17 protein-coding genes are annotated in these 16,353 nt (G+C 43.4%); 2 read left to right on the top strand and 15 right to left on the bottom strand.

The genetic code is table 11. From position 1 onward, the window contains the following. Positions 1-58: 58 nt before the first annotated feature. Entirely contained in the window at positions 59-1,531 is a 1,473-nt protein-coding gene (locus tag GX348_05300; protein NLP41606.1) for a YdiU family protein, read from the bottom strand. A gap of 124 nt (positions 1,532-1,655) precedes the next feature. On the opposite strand from GX348_05300, the gene GX348_05295 reads away from it, so the two are divergent. Further along, a complete protein-coding gene (locus GX348_05295) occupies positions 1,656-2,072 on the top strand; it encodes an OsmC family protein (GenBank protein NLP41605.1) in 417 nt (138 codons plus the stop codon). A 71-nt stretch (positions 2,073-2,143) separates the two neighbouring features. On the opposite strand, the gene GX348_05290 is transcribed toward GX348_05295, so the two are convergent. From GX348_05290 to GX348_05230, 13 genes are all read right to left on the bottom strand, one after another. After that, complete coding sequence (locus GX348_05290) at positions 2,144-2,611, bottom strand: DoxX family protein (protein ID NLP41604.1); 468 nt, start codon at positions 2,609-2,611, stop codon at positions 2,144-2,146. A 141-nt stretch (positions 2,612-2,752) separates the two neighbouring features. Beyond that, complete coding sequence (locus tag GX348_05285) at positions 2,753-3,322, bottom strand: uracil-DNA glycosylase (GenBank protein NLP41603.1); 570 nt, start codon at positions 3,320-3,322, stop codon at positions 2,753-2,755. Next, a complete protein-coding gene (locus GX348_05280) occupies positions 3,315-3,536 on the bottom strand; it encodes a hypothetical protein (GenBank protein ID NLP41602.1) in 222 nt (73 codons plus the stop codon). Before GX348_05280 ends, GX348_05285 begins: the two co-directional genes overlap by 8 nt. Positions 3,537-3,692: 156 nt before the next feature. After that, positions 3,693-6,554: an FAD-binding oxidoreductase gene (locus GX348_05275; protein ID NLP41601.1), complete on the bottom strand. Its 2,862-nt coding sequence runs from the start codon at positions 6,552-6,554 to the stop codon at positions 3,693-3,695. A 364-nt stretch (positions 6,555-6,918) separates the two neighbouring features. After that, positions 6,919-7,482 carry an NAD(P)H-dependent oxidoreductase gene (locus GX348_05270; GenBank protein ID NLP41600.1) on the bottom strand — a complete coding sequence of 188 codons (564 nt, stop codon included), beginning with the start codon at positions 7,480-7,482 and terminating at the stop codon, positions 6,919-6,921. A 291-nt stretch (positions 7,483-7,773) separates the two neighbouring features. Next, complete coding sequence (locus tag GX348_05265; GenBank protein NLP41599.1) at positions 7,774-8,556, bottom strand: ribonuclease Z; 783 nt, start codon at positions 8,554-8,556, stop codon at positions 7,774-7,776. Between the two features lie 30 nt (positions 8,557-8,586). Continuing rightward, positions 8,587-8,940 carry a hypothetical protein gene (locus tag GX348_05260; protein ID NLP41598.1) on the bottom strand — a complete coding sequence of 118 codons (354 nt, stop codon included), beginning with the start codon at positions 8,938-8,940 and terminating at the stop codon, positions 8,587-8,589. A 142-nt stretch (positions 8,941-9,082) separates the two neighbouring features. Continuing rightward, entirely contained in the window at positions 9,083-9,565 is a 483-nt protein-coding gene (locus GX348_05255; GenBank protein NLP41597.1) for a hypothetical protein, read from the bottom strand. 37 nt (positions 9,566-9,602) lie between these two features. After that, positions 9,603-10,724 (bottom strand): sodium ion-translocating decarboxylase subunit beta, encoded by a 1,122-nt coding sequence (locus GX348_05250; protein ID NLP41596.1) that lies wholly within the window; start codon positions 10,722-10,724, stop codon positions 9,603-9,605. 43 nt (positions 10,725-10,767) lie between these two features. Beyond that, complete coding sequence (locus GX348_05245) at positions 10,768-11,136, bottom strand: acetyl-CoA carboxylase biotin carboxyl carrier protein subunit (protein ID NLP41595.1); 369 nt, start codon at positions 11,134-11,136, stop codon at positions 10,768-10,770. 35 nt (positions 11,137-11,171) lie between these two features. Then, on the bottom strand, positions 11,172-11,537 hold the full coding sequence (locus GX348_05240) for an OadG family protein (protein ID NLP41594.1): 366 nt from the start codon (positions 11,535-11,537) through the stop codon (positions 11,172-11,174). A gap of 33 nt (positions 11,538-11,570) precedes the next feature. After that, on the bottom strand, positions 11,571-13,046 hold the full coding sequence (locus GX348_05235) for a methylmalonyl-CoA carboxyltransferase (GenBank protein ID NLP41593.1): 1,476 nt from the start codon (positions 13,044-13,046) through the stop codon (positions 11,571-11,573). Between the two features lie 295 nt (positions 13,047-13,341). After that, entirely contained in the window at positions 13,342-14,442 is a 1,101-nt protein-coding gene (locus GX348_05230; GenBank protein ID NLP41592.1) for a WG repeat-containing protein, read from the bottom strand. A gap of 242 nt (positions 14,443-14,684) precedes the next feature. On the opposite strand from GX348_05230, the gene GX348_05225 reads away from it, so the two are divergent. Then, positions 14,685-15,461 (top strand): polysaccharide deacetylase family protein, encoded by a 777-nt coding sequence (locus tag GX348_05225; GenBank protein ID NLP41591.1) that lies wholly within the window; start codon positions 14,685-14,687, stop codon positions 15,459-15,461. A gap of 238 nt (positions 15,462-15,699) precedes the next feature. Here GX348_05225 and GX348_05220 read toward each other — a convergent pair whose 3' ends face one another. Further along, entirely contained in the window at positions 15,700-16,350 is a 651-nt protein-coding gene (locus GX348_05220; protein ID NLP41590.1) for a zinc ribbon domain-containing protein, read from the bottom strand. Positions 16,351-16,353: the final 3 nt, after the last annotated feature.

The raw sequence follows: 16,353 nt of genomic DNA, 5'->3' as shown, positions 1-16,353 counted from the left end.
ATACAACGCATGTCGAAGTAACGGCTGGACAACTGCTTCTCATTTTTCTGCTTTTTCTTCAGGTACCGCAAAAAGTGCGGTAAGGGAAGGGTGACGGCGCAGGCGGCGTTGAATATTCGGCCTGTTCGACGGTATGCTTGTAAGGATCTGCCAGCAATGAAAGCAACCGTTTCATTACGCTATAATCACCTTTTTCAACTGCCCTTTCTAATGCAGCTTCAACCCGATGATTTCTAGGTATTATGGCCGGATTATTATCCTTCATCAACTGCTGTGACAATTCTTTCGATTCCTGTTGTCTGTCGAGTCTTTGTTGCCATCGATAGTGCCATTCAGTAAATTCCGGCATCATGAACAAGACTGGATCTTGCAGAGTATTAAAAGTTAAAGCGCGGAAAGTATTTGTAAAGTCTGCTTTATGTTTCTTCATCATATTCAAAAGGTCTTCAATAAGGGATTGGTCCTTTTCCTCTTGGTTAAATAGTCCCAGTTTTGCTCTCATTCCTGCTAGCCAATTACCGTGATACAAGTCCGCAAAATCTTCGATAGCCTCCTGGGCCAGCTTAACAGCCTTAGACTGGTCTTCAGCCAACAGCGGTAATATAGACTCAGCAAAACGCGCAAGATTCCACTCGGCAATACGGGGCTGATTGCCATAAGCATACCGACCTTTGATATCAATAGAACTGAATACAGTAGCTGGGTCATAGGCATCCATGAAGGCACACGGGCCATAATCAATGGTTTCCCCGCTAATAGCCATATTATCGGTATTCATCACCCCGTGAATAAACCCAACTAATTGCCATTTGCCAATTAGCCTTGCCTGACGCTTAATCACCCCTCGAAGCAGCGAAAGATAGCGGTTTTCATCAGCGTCAATTTCCGGGAAATGCCGTTTTATTGTATAATCAGCGAGAGCCCGTAGATCATCAATACTGCCCCATTTTGAAGCGTACTGAAAAGTGCCAACGCGCAGGTGGCTGCTAGCTACACGGGCCAAAATTGCGCCAGTCCGGTCAGTTTCACGAGCAACAACTTCACCAGTTGTCACTATTGCGAGGCTGCGGGTAGTTGGGATGCCTAGTTCATGCATGGCTTCGCTGATAATATATTCACGCAGCATGGGTCCAAGTGCTGCTCGACCATCACCCATGCGGGAATACGGCGTTCTACCTGAACCTTTTAGTTGAATGTCCATCCTTTCACCTAATGGAGTAATCTGCTCGCCAAGAAGCAAAGCCCGGCCATCCCCTAGCATTGTAAAATGACCGAATTGATGCCCCGCATAAGCTTGTGCAAGCGGCAAAGCGCCTTCTGGAATCCTATTGCCAGCAAAAACTGCCCCTCCATCGTCGCTTTCCAGCGCCTGAATATTCAATCCCAAAGAAGCTGCTAACGGCTTATTAAAAAAGACCAATTTTGGCGAGGGCACTGGTGTTGGATTGAGAATAGTAAAAAATGTATTCGGCAAGCGGACATAACTATTATCAAAGTTCCAGCCTTCTTTAATTACAGCTCCGTTCGTCATTGTATCACTCCTTATATATGTCTCTTGCTTATAGCTTTCTTCTCTCTTAATACTGAAGGAAAACAAACCCGGTTGTGGAATTAAATAAAAACAGGTAGATTAATAAATGAAGGGATGATGATTTATGGCGACTGTGCAAACAAAATATCTTGGCGGATTGCGTACAGAATCGGTACATCTGCAATCAGGCAGTAAACTTATTACAGATGCTCCGACCGATAATCATGGGAAAGGGGAAGCTTTTTCTCCTACCGATCTAATGGTTACTGCATATGGAGCCTGTGTATTAACCATTATGGGTATAGCAGCTCAGACCCATGGCTTTTCCATCGATGGGGCCGAGGTGCAAACGACGAAAGTAATGGGAACCAATCCACGCCGGATTGTTGAGTTAATTTCTGAATTCACCCTCCCGCATAATAATTACAGTGCTAAAGAGAAAAAGATTATCGAACTTACTGCTAAGGAATGTCCGGCGCACAATAGTCTCCATCCTGATTTAAAGAAAACAGTGACCTTTAAATATCTTCCTAATACTTAATTTTAAAATAGACATTAGGCAAATCTGCCTAATGTCTATTTTACGTCCAGGAAAGACTTTATAGTTGCCATTTAACGCAAAAACCTGGAGGATCTTTTGGGGTCTTTTTCAAATTCCAAGTAATAATCAATACTATACTTGCCGGGACCAACAAATAGTGCCGCGAAAAAACTCACACCAGCCTCGAGAGACTGCGATGCCTTTGCCAAACCCTTACCTGCCGCCATCTGACTAACAAAGGCCACCATCATGTTAACAAACAACAACAAGCTAGCAAGCCGGTAAAACAAACCAAGAGCAAATAATGCTCCTCCGACAAACTCGGCAAAGCCAGACATGAAACCCCAGGCTGCTGGCGCAAATTCAATCCCGAAAGTAGCCATCGCGCTTCCAAGACCGGACCATTTCTCCGGTCCGCCAATAATTTTGGGCCAGCCATGCCACATAAACATTCCACCAAGGACAAGCCGAAAAACCAACAGGCCGAAATCACGGTAACTTGAAAGAAAATGCATTAATAGCTGCATAAAATATTTCATGTCCGCTTCTCCTTCGATGCAGATTTTCAATTTTATGTTGCCCTGGCAAGTAAGAAAATATTTTAAAATCACCATTTACAAGCCATTTTCGGATTAGTTTTCTCAACTAGGCTTGGAAACAACCGTTTGGTCAATAGAAGACTATAAATTGCCAATCTTTTTTGCAACAATTTCCCAGTCCAGAATAGCGTAGGGAAATAAATTGGGACGCCGCATAATAGCCAGCGGATGATATGAAACTGCTAAAGGCAGGCCATTCCAAAGATGCCATTGCCCTCTAAACTTCTTTACTTCTGCCGAATCATCGTCAAATAACGTTTGTAGAGCGACATTCCCTAGACATAAAATAACTTTTGGTTTATGATCTTTTACCTGCTCGTAGAAATATTCTATGCAGGTCATGCGAGCATGTCTTTTATTATAAGATCGCAACGGTCGGCACTTAACTACATATGTTATATACAATCTATCAAGATTAATTCCGGATTGCTGCGCCAGGCTCTGCAATGTCTTACGACTACCACATACAAAGGAGGCACCGGTTTTGTCCTCCCTTGCCCCAGGATTATCTAAGAGCACCATAATAGGGGCGCCGGGTTGCCCTTCACCCCAGATAATCCTTTTTCGTTGAGCAGCTAGTTCACATCTGCTGCAACCCTCAGCATCATTCGGAACACAATCTTCGGGCAAGATAGCGAATATTTCATTCACGTCTGTAACTAAATTGCCAATAGATTCCACACTTATCTACTAAATAACCGTAGAGTTTACTCCAGAATGTTTCTTGCAGATCCATCTCTACGCTTCCACCCTCTTTCAGCTTATTAAAAGCCGACCTAATCTCACCGGTGTTGGTACTAGATATCGTAAGACTTATATTATTTCCCGCGATAAAAGGCATGCCAGGACAAACATCGGAAAACATGACATTGCTGCCATATTGTTCACGCCCTGTCTCATTTAATTATCCTATGTATCATCGGCCTCGTTAGTATAACCGAAAACAGGCACTAGCATAACACTTGTGCCTGTTTCCCCTTACCTATTTTCTCGTCTAATATGCATCACGCAGTTACTTGTATTACTTTCTTCCGCTGGCACAGCGATCAACAAGATATGCAATCGACTGATAGCTGATTCCGCTTTGATCGGCTAAACCAATTTCGCAGGTTCGGCTATTTGAATAACCGCAACGGCAATCGGAGGGTAGCGATTCCTTAAGGTGCTCCAGCGCAGACTCGTTGAGTTCCGGCAGCTCAAAACCTTTATCACCGGCAAAGCCGCAGCATTTGACTTTAGCAGGCATAATTACGTTTGCAGCGCAGGCCTCCGCAATCGCCTTGAATTTTTCGGCAAGGCCCATTTTAGTCGCACTGCAAGTTACATGCACTGCAATTGTCTCAGGCGACTTTGAAACCTCCAATTTTTTAAGTAGATAATCATGAATAAACTCTACTGTGTCAAGGATATTTAACCGCTTATCCATGACTCTCTTCATTCGATAAACACAGGGACTGGTATCGCACAGTACGGGATACTCCCCATTATTGCTGCACTCAAGAAGGATCTTTTCCAGCTCGGCACTAAGTTCATCTGCTGTTTCAAAGTATCCCTTGCTTTCAAATGGCATTCCGCAGCACAGAGCGTCTCTTTTTGGCGGAAAAACAACAGTATAGCCTGCCTTATTAAGCAGTGACAGCATCACTTCCTGAAGCGAACGCTGATCATGATCCTCTTTTGCCGGTCCCATCGTACGGCTGACGCAGCTTGGGAAATAGACAACCTTTTTATCAGTTTGGGAGGAAGGCAGCAATTCCTGAGCTATACCGGCGGCTGTGGGCAGCCACTTATTCCATTTAGGGAGGCGTTCGCCGCTCAATGAGCGGGCACTTTTTGCGATATCGCCCATTATACAGGTGCCTAAAGCCCGATGCGCCAAATGAGCGCCGGCTAGCCCTAATTTTGCCAGTGTCGTTACACCGCTAAAGTTTTTAGCAATGAATTTGGCAAATTTACGGCTGCGCGGCGTCGTCTGTGCAGAGCGAATGAATTTGGTATAGCTTCCGGTATTGATTGACAGCGGGCAATTCAGTTCACAAAGTCCGTCCGTTGCACAGGTTTTCTCGCAAAAATACGCATAGTCTAGTTCTAAGCGCCGTAACTTTTCAGGATCAGCGCCAGATTTTCGCAGACAGGCAATTTCACGCTGAACTGCAATCCGCTGGCGCGGCGTACTTGTTAGGTTTTGCGATGGACAGTTCGTTTCACAGAATCCACATTCCATACATTTGTCGATAAGCTCATTAACCGGAGGCATAAGTTTCAGATTTTCAAGATAAATAGTTGGATTGTCTGTAATGACAACGTCCGGATTAAGTATATTCGCCGGGTCAAACGCTCGTTTTATCTCCCTCATGTATTTATACGCCGTTTGACCCCACTCAAGCTCAACAAAAGGAGCCATGTTTCTTCCCGTGCCGTGCTCGGCTTTTAAAGATCCGTTAAAACGTTCAACAACCATACTGCAGATATCATTGATAAAATCCTGGTAACGCTTAATATCTTCAATTCCATCAAAAGTCTGCGTAAAAACAAAGTGTACATTCCCATCTAAGGCGTGTCCGTAAATAATTCCATCTTCGTAACCGTATTTATTCATGCGCTCCCGTAGTGAAAGCACAGCATCGGCTAATACCGATTTGGGAAAAGCGACATCTTCAATAATTACCGAAGTGCCTTGTGGGCGAATACCGCCTACTGCCGGAAATACGCCGGCCCGAATTTTCCACAATTGTTCATACTCAGCTTTTTTATCAGTAAACGCAATCGGAAAAATGACCGGGATATCAGCAAGGCATTCAATTGTCTTTTGAATATTCCCATCTAGCGTTTCCCTGTCGAACGCCCTGATTTCTACCAACAGGGCCGTTGCTTGCTCATCCAAGTCTTTTAGATAGGCCGGCATACCCGCTTTATCCTCTACTGAACGAAGTGAACTGCGGTCAAGAAGTTCGGCCGCGGCGACTAAGGGACGATCTAGCTTCATTACAGCCAAACATGCCTGTTTAATATCCGGGAATATCATAAGCGCTGATGCTTTATGAGCAGCTTCCACGACGGTATTATATGTTACCTCAGCGATAAACCCCAGCGTACCTTCTGATCCTATCATCAGGTGACTGATAATATCAATAGGATCAGAATAATCGACAAAAGCGTTGATACCATAGCCTGTAGTATTTTTTATTTTAAATTTTTTTCCAATTAATTTGCGCAAATGGTCATCTGCATTTATCTCATCTCTGATGCGCTCTATCTCGGCAATCAGCTCTTGGTGACTGTCGACAAAAAGCTGACAAGATAACGGATCGGCTGTATCTAAGATTGAGCCGTCAGCAAAAATTATCTTCATGGCTTTAATTGTTTTGTAGCTGTTATCAGCCGTACCACAGCACATCCCACTAGCATTATTTGCAGCAATACCGCCAATCATAGCATAATTAATTGAAGCAGGATCAGGTCCGATTTTGCGGGCGTAGGGCCGCAAATAATTATTTGCCTCGGCTCCCAAAATACCTGGTTCCAACTTAATAGTATCACCGCCGTCACCAATATGATAATGGCTCCAACCCCCAGCCAATACGAGGAGTACAGAATCAGTAAGGGCTTGCCCCGACAGACTGGTCCCGGCGGCCCGAATAGTTACAGGCGTATTAAACTGTCCAGCAATTTTCAGGATTGCTGAAACTTCCGCTGGCGTGCGTACTTTAATTACCAATTTAGGCTTCATCCGGTAAAGACTTGCATCAACTCCATAAGCTGTTGTCCGAATAGGATCTGCAAAGATATGATTTTGGGGAATAAAACCAGAAATTTGTTCATAAAATTGGCGATAGTTTTCGGGAAGATTTTGAAAATCACTCTTCCTGGAACACATACTCATGATAAACCACCTGCCTCTTTTTATATCAGAAATCTAACTATTTCTAATTTATGGCTTTATTCGGTAAGTGTTCCAGGAAATCCTTGTTAATTCATAATTATTTTTTAATAATTATGAATTTTTATGGAATAAGATTATTAATCAACACATAATTTATGCTTTAAACAAGAAAACTCCGAGTAAATAAAACTGTGGAGCCCTTATAGTAAGCCCTTCAAAACAGCAGCACTTGGAGTGCTGCAATTGATTACCGTATACTTAACTTAGTTCTAAAATAAGTCCTTGCTAGGCGTACAATAGAAAAACCCGCTAATTTGCGGGTTTATAAATCAATTCATTTTTTTATAATCTTGGCTGGCATAACTTAGGGCTTCTTAAGAGCATTGGTCTCGATCCAAGCAGCATACGCTGCTATGAAATTATACAGAAATTCGCGGGTGCCCTCATTAACAATATTTCCATTAGCGTCAAATAGCGCTGCAGCATTTCCAATATATGCCTCGGGCTGCTGCATTGTGGGAACGTTTAAACAGACAAGCGCTTGTCGTAAGTGGTGATTAGCGCCAAAGCCGCTTAACCCACCTGGAGATACACTTACAACTGCACCGGGTTTTCCATCCCATATACTTTTACCATATGGTCTTGAACCTATATCAAGGGCATTCTTAAGTACCGCGGGAACTGATCGGTTGTATTCCGGTGTTACGAAAAGAACCGCGTCAAATTCCTTCATACGCTCGCGAAAATCAGTCCATGCCACAGGCGGGTTGACTTCATCATCGAAATCCTGATTGTAAATTGAAAGCTGCTCTAGTTCGACTTCTTTCATATCTAAAGTTGAAGGTGCCAATGCCATTAACGCCTTTGCGATCTGCCTGCTGAATGATCCTTTACGAAGACTCCCTACAAGAACTCCAACTCTAGTCATATCTAACCCTCCTTACGTGCTCGCTATTTAAGTTTTTCACTGTTTATTTCAAGAATATTTTTACAATTCCTGCCCAAAAAACAAACTATTTTATCTCGTTTATTGACGAGCTCGACTAAATACGTCTAGATTAGAAACCGAGATAGTCTTGGTAAGGAATAAAGCACCTCCAGAATTACCCCAACAATAAGAAGGACACCAGGCCAGCACTTACCGACCTAGCCGCTGGCGACCGAATGACTGCCAAAAAAGCCAAATGTAAACACAGCCAAACCGCCCATAAAAGTTGAGCTAAACGTGCCGATTAAATAGAGCGTAGAAATCGATAGATTCCCCCTGCATAGCGATTTTTAATCCGACTGCTTTAATCTGTTCTGCACAATCGGCAATATTATCACCATAATGGATGCAGTAAATTTTTTTGAGTTGTTCAGCAGGATAGAAGTTAATGATTTGCTCCATAGTTGGGTGCGCAAAAGTTGGAGCAGCACCGGTATGGCAGTCATGAAAGACCGCTGCCGTTTCCGAGTCGCCAACCAGACGGCCTAACGCAGATTTTTCAATCGTTCCGATGTCCCCTGTAAACACAATACGCCTTGGCTTGTCTCTGGCTACCCACCGAATCCCTATCATATAGTTGCTGGTTACTCCAGCATGCAGGCCGACAGTAGAATAGTACTCTAGCTGATATTGAACATCGTTACTGCTTTTTAATATTATTGTGCTGTCGCTTACAGATAGTTTAAGATAATCCTCAGGCTTAGCTCCGTGCAGCGCAAATAGGCTAGTTAGGAGCGGAATCTGATCTGGCATAGCATAAACTGTCGGCCTATGCTTGTACATAAATTTGCAGCGCTGCGCAAATTCCTCCAGTCCCCCAACATGATCAGAATGAAAGTGAGTTATTGCAACTGCATCTATATCTTTTGCGGTATATCCTGCCGCTGATAAGCTATATCTTAAGGTGGTACCTGCATCAATCAGCAACCGGAAGCCGGGAATCTCTACAATGTAATTAGTATGATAAAACTTGTCAGTAAAAGCCCCGCCCACTCCTAAAGGTATGACGCGCACAATACAACCTCCTCTTGGCCCAAGCTCTTTCTAGAGTCTTTTGCTTAGTTCATCCAAAATTTCCTGCGGATTTTGCATTTCAAAGATAATGTGCTTGTATTTCTGAGATCCATCCAATTCTAAATTTACTAGCGGTACTTTATGTTCATAGGACAGGAAGTACCATTCCTTTCTATATCTAAAAGTTCCTTCGTAAATATTGAGAAGAGGTATCGCAGTCCCAGGCATCTTGAGCATCCACATCGGAGCTTTGAAATAACCGACAAAAGCATCTTCGATAGCTTTATAAGGGATTCGTATTTCTTTTTTGAGCGCAAACAGGCTTAGTGCTCCTGTTAGCTTTAGAATAAGTGCTTCTTCAGTAAATAATACCTTTCTTCCCACAATATCACTTCCTGCTATACTAATTCTTTAGTTATTAACATTCGTGATATATATTATCCAAACCTCCACAATATTAATTGCATCCCCTACTTAGCCGCAATACAGAATGCCATATAAAAAACGCAAGACTTTCTTTGTAATTTTATTGACATTTTATCGGAATTAAATCACTAAGTTCATCTAAAAAATTATCCCCTACCTTTATGAGCAGAGCTTGCCGCTCTCCTTTGCGATTAAAGAGAATAATTCGCGTAGGATTAGCATCGCCGGAAGAATAGCGATGAACATAGCGCTTTATTCCGCAACGCCTAAACTTCGATTTAACATATTGACTAGAGCAACTTTCTACCAAATCCAAATCTACTATAAAAGTCCGCGTAAACCAAAGGAAGTGACTTTTAATTATAATTTGATCCTTAGTCAAACTATAGGTATAGCGGACGGCATAACGCCAGGCCAGCAAGCCGCTAAAAAGCACAATATACGCACTTCCGGTAAAGCTAAACCTGCCGGCCAGTATCGAATCCACCTCTTTACACAACCACACGGAAAGCACAAGAACCGCTAGCCATAGCCATACTAATTTGCTGTTATTATACTGTGAGTCTTCACGATATATTTCCATCTGACTTTCCCCTTATTACAAATACAAATAGGTACCGCTATTTCAGCATAGCCAGCATTGTCCCGGCGGCAACAGCCGTACCGATAACACCTGCTACGTTCGGACCCATGGCATGCATAAGCAGGAAATTGCTGGGGTTGGCTTGCTGACCGACCACTTGGCTTACTCTGGCAGCCATCGGAACAGCTGATACACCGGCAGAGCCAATCAGCGGATTAATCTTCCCGCCGTTAAAGTAATTCATAATTTTAGCAAATAAAACACCTCCGGCTGTACCGCCGGCAAAGGCTATTAACCCCAGACAAATGATTAAAATTGTCTCGTAAGTGAGAAAGTTTTCAGCTTTCATGGTAAGACCGGTGCCCGTTGCCAAGAAAATTGTAACAATATTAATCAAAGAGTTCTGGGCAGTATCTGAAAGACGGTCGGTTACTCCGGATTCACGTAATAGATTGCCCAGCATCAGCATGCCCATCAGCGAAGCAATTGGCGGAAGCAACAGACTAACTACTATAGTAGTAACAATTGGGAAGGCAATTTTTTCAAATTTGGATACCGGCCGCAATTGGTCCATAACAATTTCACGTTCTTTCTTAGTTGTCAGCAGTTTCATTATCGGCGGCTGAATAAGCGGCACGAGCGACATATAGGAATAGGCTGCTACGGCTATTGCCCCAAGCAGATGCGGTGCAAGCTTAATCGTCAGGTAGATGGCCGTTGGCCCGTCCGCGCCCCCAATAATTCCGATTGAGGCAGCCTCTTGGACGCTAAAGCCAAGCATCATAGCACCAACTAAAGATATAAAAACACCGACTTGAGCGGCGGCCCCCAACAGCAGGGTTGACGGCCTGGCAATAAGCGGACCAAAATCCGTCATGGCACCAATCCCTAGAAAAATGAGTGGCGGAAAGACCTCATTTTTAATCCCCCATCCTATTACTTGCATTAAACCAGGATCTTCCTCAAAGCCAGTTCTAGGGAAATTGGCCAAAATGCACCCAAAGGCAATCGGCCCTAGCAATAACGGCTCAAAACCTTTGGCAAAGGCCAGATACAGTAAAATCAAGCCGACAGCAATCATAATAGCATTGCCTAATGTAAAGGCGCTGAATCCACTGTCAAACCATACAGCCTGAAGGGAAGCAATAAATGCGTCCATTTATTTTCTCCTTCCGATTTTATTTGCAAAGCCAATTTATATATTAGCCAAGGATTAGAAGAACATCGCCGGTCGATACAGTCGCACCTGAAGCTACACGCACCTCAGATATCTTAGCATCGTGAGGCGCCACAATTTCGTTCTTCATCTTCATGGCCTCTAGGATTAGCATAGTAGCACCCTGCTTAACGGAATCACCGGGTTTAACAAGGATATCTAAAATTTTTCCCGGCATGGGAGCCTTTACTGCTCCCTCCCCTGTAGATACAGCTGGTTGACTTTGCTTGGGAGCTGAAGTTGGCGCTGGTACCGGGGCTGCCGCAGCTGCTTTTTGCACTGGACTGTTACCAGTAACTTCTTCAACCTCTAATTCATATTTCTGTCCTTTATACGTAATTATAAATTTCTTCACTTTTTTGACCTCCCACATCATAAATTTAAACATTATTACATACGGGCACGCCCGCTTATCGCTTCCATCCGAGCGGTTTGCGACCAATTACTGCCGCTAATAGGACGTATTGATACGATCCGCACTTCACTTTGACTATAGGCCGCTAAAGCTGCCGTAAAAACTATAATTAATTCATCAAGTTTTTCTTGGGCTTGTGGCTGTGCTTGGTCTTCTTCTGGTTCAGTTTTTTCTTCCAATGCTGCCTGAATAGCAGTTTCATCCTGATTCTGTTTTTTCCTAGTAGGATCAATATACTGAATCAGCCGGATTATTAAACTCAGCCCATAAAGCACTGCAAAGACTACTGTTATATTGATAACTGATATTATAATCGGATCAGTAGTTAACGGTTGCCCCATAAGATTCACCTCACTCCGCTTTGACTTCTCTTTTTATAAGGGCATATTCCCATGGCGCTTAGCCGGTCTAGCCTCGCGTTTTGATTCCAGCATATTAAATGCATTAATTAAAACCGGGCGCGTTTGACTAGGCTCAATGACCATATCCACAAATCCCCGTTTGGCGGCTTGATACGGAGTAGCAAAATTGTTAATATATTCCTCAGTCTTGGCCTCAATATCGACTGCCTTTTTGAATATGATGTTTGCAGCTCCGGCCGGACCCATGACAGCAATTTCGGCTGTAGGCCAGGCTATAACCTGATCGGCGCCAAGGTCGCGGGAGCACATTGCCAAATATGAGCCACCGTAGGCCTTACGAACAACTAAAGTCACCTTAGGGACGGCAGCCTCCGAATAAGCATAGAGCATCTTAGCTCCATGGCGGATAATTCCTCCGTACTCCTGACTGGTTCCCGGCAAGAATCCTGGTACATCGACGATGTTGAGCAAGGGAATGTTGAATGCATCACAAAATCTGATAAAACGGGCTGCTTTATCTGACGCATTAATATCCAGACATCCGGCCATTGCTTTTGGCTGATTAGCAATAATACCAACGGTACGTCCGCTCATACGGGCAAATCCAGTAATTATGTTTTCTGCGTAGAAGGGTTGTACTTCGTAAAAATCCTCATTATCGATAATTTTAATGATCAATTCTTTCATATCATAAGATTGGTTTGAATTATCAGGAATAATAGTATTAAGTTCATCTACGACTCGCTCAGGGTCATCATCTGAGTCGATAGCAGGAGCAGTTTCCAAATTGTTACTGGGGATAAAACTGAGCAGCCGGCGGATCTGAGCCAGACATTCCGCATCATCTTCTGCAATAAAATGGGCTACGCCTGATACGCTATTATGGGTCATCGCCCCGCCCAATTGTTCAGAGCTAACCTCTTCACCGGTAACCGCTTTAATTACTTGGGGTCCGGTTATAAACATTTGACTTGTATACTTAATCATGTATACAAAATCAGTCAAAGCTGGCGAATACACCGCTCCCCCGGCGCAGGGGCCCATTATAACTGAAATTTGCGGAATAACACCCGAAGCTAAAGTATTGCGGTAAAAAATCTTCCCGTATCCGGCTAAGGCGTCAACCCCCTCTTGGATACGGGCACCGCCAGAATCATTTATACCAATGATCGGCGCACCGGTTTTCATAGCCATGTCCAGAACTTTGCAGATTTTGGCGGCATGCATTTCACCTAGTGACCCACCTAGCACCGTAAAATCTTGAGAAAATACATATACCAGCCGGCCATCAACCGTTCCCCACCCGGTTATAACCCCTTCCCCGGGCGCTTCTTCTTTATCCATATTAAAGTTAGTACAACGATGTGTTACAAAGCTGTCCAGCTCAACAAACGTACCCGCATCCAGCAGGACTTCGATTCGTTCCCGAGCAGTCATTTTCCCTGCGGCATGCTGCTTCTCTACCCGCTTTTCACCGCCAGCAGCCATAACTTTTGCCGTACGGGCATGTAGATCTTTTATTTTACTAAGCGTTGCAGACAAGAAACTCACACCTCCTAATAAAATTTGCTTAGACTGTATCTCGCACGGATTCCATCTTTGAACTATCTAGTTAATTTAAGTTATTCTCACGATATCCGGCATATTACTCTTATCTTTTTGCAAACTGTAAATTTTTACTATTAACATAAATTCTAGCTAAAAAAGCAAACGAACCTGCCTAATAACAGGTTCGATTTATTTATTAGGAGGCTTAGCATTGCTAACCTAGTACATTTGCCGGTTAATAAGCCATATATTCTTTTTTACCACCATCTTTGTCAGGCTTTAATGATTCTGCGTTGACACTAACAGCCGCTAGGCCTTCATTAAAATCCCACGCCCAGTCATACTTCGGTTCAATGGCCATTCGCCCTGACCGATCAATATACCCAATTTTATTGGCTATTTGAACTCTCGCTAACCCTTCTGAAAAATCCCAGGCCCAATCATACTTCGGCGGAATCACAACTTGCCCGGATTTATCAATAAACCCACATTTATTCCCTTGTCGTATTTTGGCTAATCCATCTTTAAACCACCAGCACCAGTCGAATTGCGGTTTTATCGCTACTTGACCAGACCGATCGATATAACCGTATCTTTGACCACTTTTGACTATTGCAAGACCTTCTGAAAAATCCCAGGCAAAATCATACATAGGAGAAATAGCGATAATACCATCACGGTTAACAAATCCAAACCGTCCGTTTAATTTTACCGATGCCAAGCCTTCAGAAAAAGGGCGGGCATATTCATACTGGGGCTCATTTATAAATCGACCTTGCCGATCAATAAAGCCATATTTTCCTTTAGATATAACAACTGCCCGTCCTTCGCTAAAAGGCCAGGCATACTCGTAATGCAGCGGAACCATAATATTGCCTTTTTTATCAATGTATCCATACAATCTGTCTTCGGCAACAACGGCTAATTCTTCATGAAATTCATTCGCCGCTTGAAACCGAGGACTCACGACAATCTTTCCTACTCGGTCGATGTACCCATATTTGTCGTTAATTTGCACTGGAGCCAGCCCACCGGAAAAGCATATCGCTCGATCAAACTGAGGCGCAATAGCATATTTACCTGTCCGATCGATATAGCCGTATTTCCCATTAACCATAACCAGTGCTCTTCCATCATGAAAGTCTTTTGCCCATTCAAAAAACCTCGGGAAATGAATCGAGCCGGACTGATTAATAAAACAATACTTAACTGTTTTTATTTCTATTTCTTCCGAGTTGCTCAGTTCATTGAAATGAAATTTATAGTAATAGGTAAAAAGCAATAATACCGATACGGCAGCTATGAGCAGTCTAGCAATCGTATTTACACGCAACACTCCCACCCCCGACCCGTTTCTGTGGCGTCAATTCTATAGGTATTACTCGCAAGAAAATTTTATTCCCTAATGGTTATAGGTCGGTAAAAACTGGTTAAAATTATTCAATTAACTTGGACACAATAAAGTGAAGCTTAGTCATACTTTTTGAGGTACTAGACACTATTAACTGCTAACTCAAGAAGGAGAGTCTTACAGCGTCTCGGTCTCGGATAACAGAAGCAATACTGAGGAGGAACTGGATGTTAAAAAAATCGCTATTTTCTATTTTACTTTTATTAATCGCTTTAATATTGGCATCCTGCCAGTCTCCATTCCGTAAACCTATAGAGCAAGCCCCCATTCAGGAGCCGGTTCCTGGACCAACCGCTGTTAACCCAAACGATGTTCCGATGGAGCCGGGTAAATTCTACAGAATGGGAGATCCCAAACAACGCTTTATCGCCTTAACTTTTGATGATGGCCCTGAGTCTAAATGGACGCCGCGGATTTTGGATATACTGCGGGATAAGCAGATAAAAGCTACCTTTTTTGTTATTGGGCGAGAACTTGACAAGTACCCGGATATTGGCCAGCGAATGATAGCTGAAGGCCACGTAATCGGTAACCATACCTATCATCATGTCAATTTAAATAATGTTTCACCCGATCAAATGGCGGCCGAAATAGACCAAGGAGCCAGCGCCATCGCCAAGCTTACGGGAATGAAGCCCAAGCTTTTTCGCCCGCCATTCGGAGCACAGAATCCCAAAGTAGTTGAAGTCGCAAACAACAAAGGTTCCTTCGTTATTCTTTGGTCTGTAGACACTGAAGATTGGCGTGGCTTGGATGCACAGACTATAAGGGCTAGGGTTGTCCCAATTGTAAAAAATGGCGACATTATTCTACAGCATAATGGTGAAGGGCCTAATCTTGAAGGAACTGTAACAATATTACCGACCTTAATTGACGAACTAAAAGCCAGAGGCTATACCTTCGTTACTATACCGCAAATACTTAATATCCCTGGATTTGAATAAGTTTACATTGCACGTTATCTTGACATTGGGGCTGAAACATCAGCCTCTCTTATTTTTATAAAAGCGACCTTTTTTCTGTAAACACTAACCTAAGCAGAGTTACCCCTATCGTTGAGAATCCGTAACTTCAAACAAAGTGGAGATATTTAGCAACAGCAGAATCAGCCAGTACCACGCCGCAGAAAAGTGGCTTCCGACAGCGTATTAGGAAGTTAGACTTTGCCAACAAACCTAGAACTTAACTTTGTTTTTTTGTTCCGCATTCGCCGCAAAACTTGGCGCCATTTCCCATTTTAGCGCCGCAGTTTTCACAAAAAACTGCTGTCTCTATCTTAGCTCCGCATTCCGGACAAAATTTAGCTTTAGACGCTAAAGGCGCCTCACATTTGGGACAACTGGCCCTTATGTTCTCCCGCCAGTTTTCTTGGCTAAGCTTTTTATCTTCCTCAGCCATCGCCGCATGAGCCCATATTTCTTCTACCGAACGGTTTGCCTGCGCAGCTGACATTTCTACTGCCAAATCAGGCGCACAACCTTTGCAAAGTCCTTTTGTCGTATTCCAGCAAGTTTCCCGGCACACCCAAGCTGAACAACGCGGACATTTGGCAAACTCCGGCTTAATTTCGTTAATTGCTTCTTCAAAAGCTTCATCATGGGCCCTTTTCCAAGAAGCAGATCTCACCCGGTCACCAATATCGGCTGCCCGGCCAAATAAACCGCCAAATAAACTGCCTGCCGCGTCTAATACGCCGGAGACAGTACCGATAACCGAAGGTTTAAACTGTGTCCGATAACCTGTGCCGCAGCGGTCACAAGAAAACTCAAATTGAAAACCACGGTTTGTACTTAAATCAGAATAGTTACGAACAAATATTATCTTATCGCTCATATT

This window comes from Veillonellaceae bacterium, from assembly GCA_012523975.1.
Taxonomy (GTDB): domain Bacteria; phylum Bacillota; class Negativicutes; order JAAYSF01; family JAAYSF01; genus JAAYSF01.
The sequence above is the reverse complement of the archived record's forward strand: the minus strand, read 5'-3'. Positions and strand labels throughout refer to the sequence as shown.

What these genes read in the sequence shown, in the direction of transcription:
- GX348_05300 (NLP41606.1), bottom strand. Translation starts at nt 1,531, where the DNA reads ATGACGAACGGAGCTGTAATTAAAGAAGGCTGGAACTTTGATAATAGT.
- GX348_05295 (NLP41605.1), top strand. Translation starts at nt 1,656, where the DNA reads ATGGCGACTGTGCAAACAAAATATCTTGGCGGATTGCGTACAGAATCG.
- GX348_05290 (NLP41604.1), bottom strand. Translation starts at nt 2,611, where the DNA reads ATGAAATATTTTATGCAGCTATTAATGCATTTTCTTTCAAGTTACCGT.
- GX348_05280 (NLP41602.1), bottom strand. Translation starts at nt 3,536, where the DNA reads ATGTTTTCCGATGTTTGTCCTGGCATGCCTTTTATCGCGGGAAATAAT.
- GX348_05275 (NLP41601.1), bottom strand. Translation starts at nt 6,554, where the DNA reads ATGAGTATGTGTTCCAGGAAGAGTGATTTTCAAAATCTTCCCGAAAAC.
- GX348_05270 (NLP41600.1), bottom strand. Translation starts at nt 7,482, where the DNA reads ATGACTAGAGTTGGAGTTCTTGTAGGGAGTCTTCGTAAAGGATCATTC.
- GX348_05255 (NLP41597.1), bottom strand. Translation starts at nt 9,565, where the DNA reads ATGGAAATATATCGTGAAGACTCACAGTATAATAACAGCAAATTAGTA.
- GX348_05250 (NLP41596.1), bottom strand. Translation starts at nt 10,724, where the DNA reads ATGGACGCATTTATTGCTTCCCTTCAGGCTGTATGGTTTGACAGTGGA.
- GX348_05240 (NLP41594.1), bottom strand. Translation starts at nt 11,537, where the DNA reads ATGGGGCAACCGTTAACTACTGATCCGATTATAATATCAGTTATCAAT.
- GX348_05235 (NLP41593.1), bottom strand. Translation starts at nt 13,046, where the DNA reads ATGGCTGCTGGCGGTGAAAAGCGGGTAGAGAAGCAGCATGCCGCAGGG.
- GX348_05225 (NLP41591.1), top strand. Translation starts at nt 14,685, where the DNA reads ATGTTAAAAAAATCGCTATTTTCTATTTTACTTTTATTAATCGCTTTA.
- GX348_05220 (NLP41590.1), bottom strand. Translation starts at nt 16,350, where the DNA reads ATGAGCGATAAGATAATATTTGTTCGTAACTATTCTGATTTAAGTACA.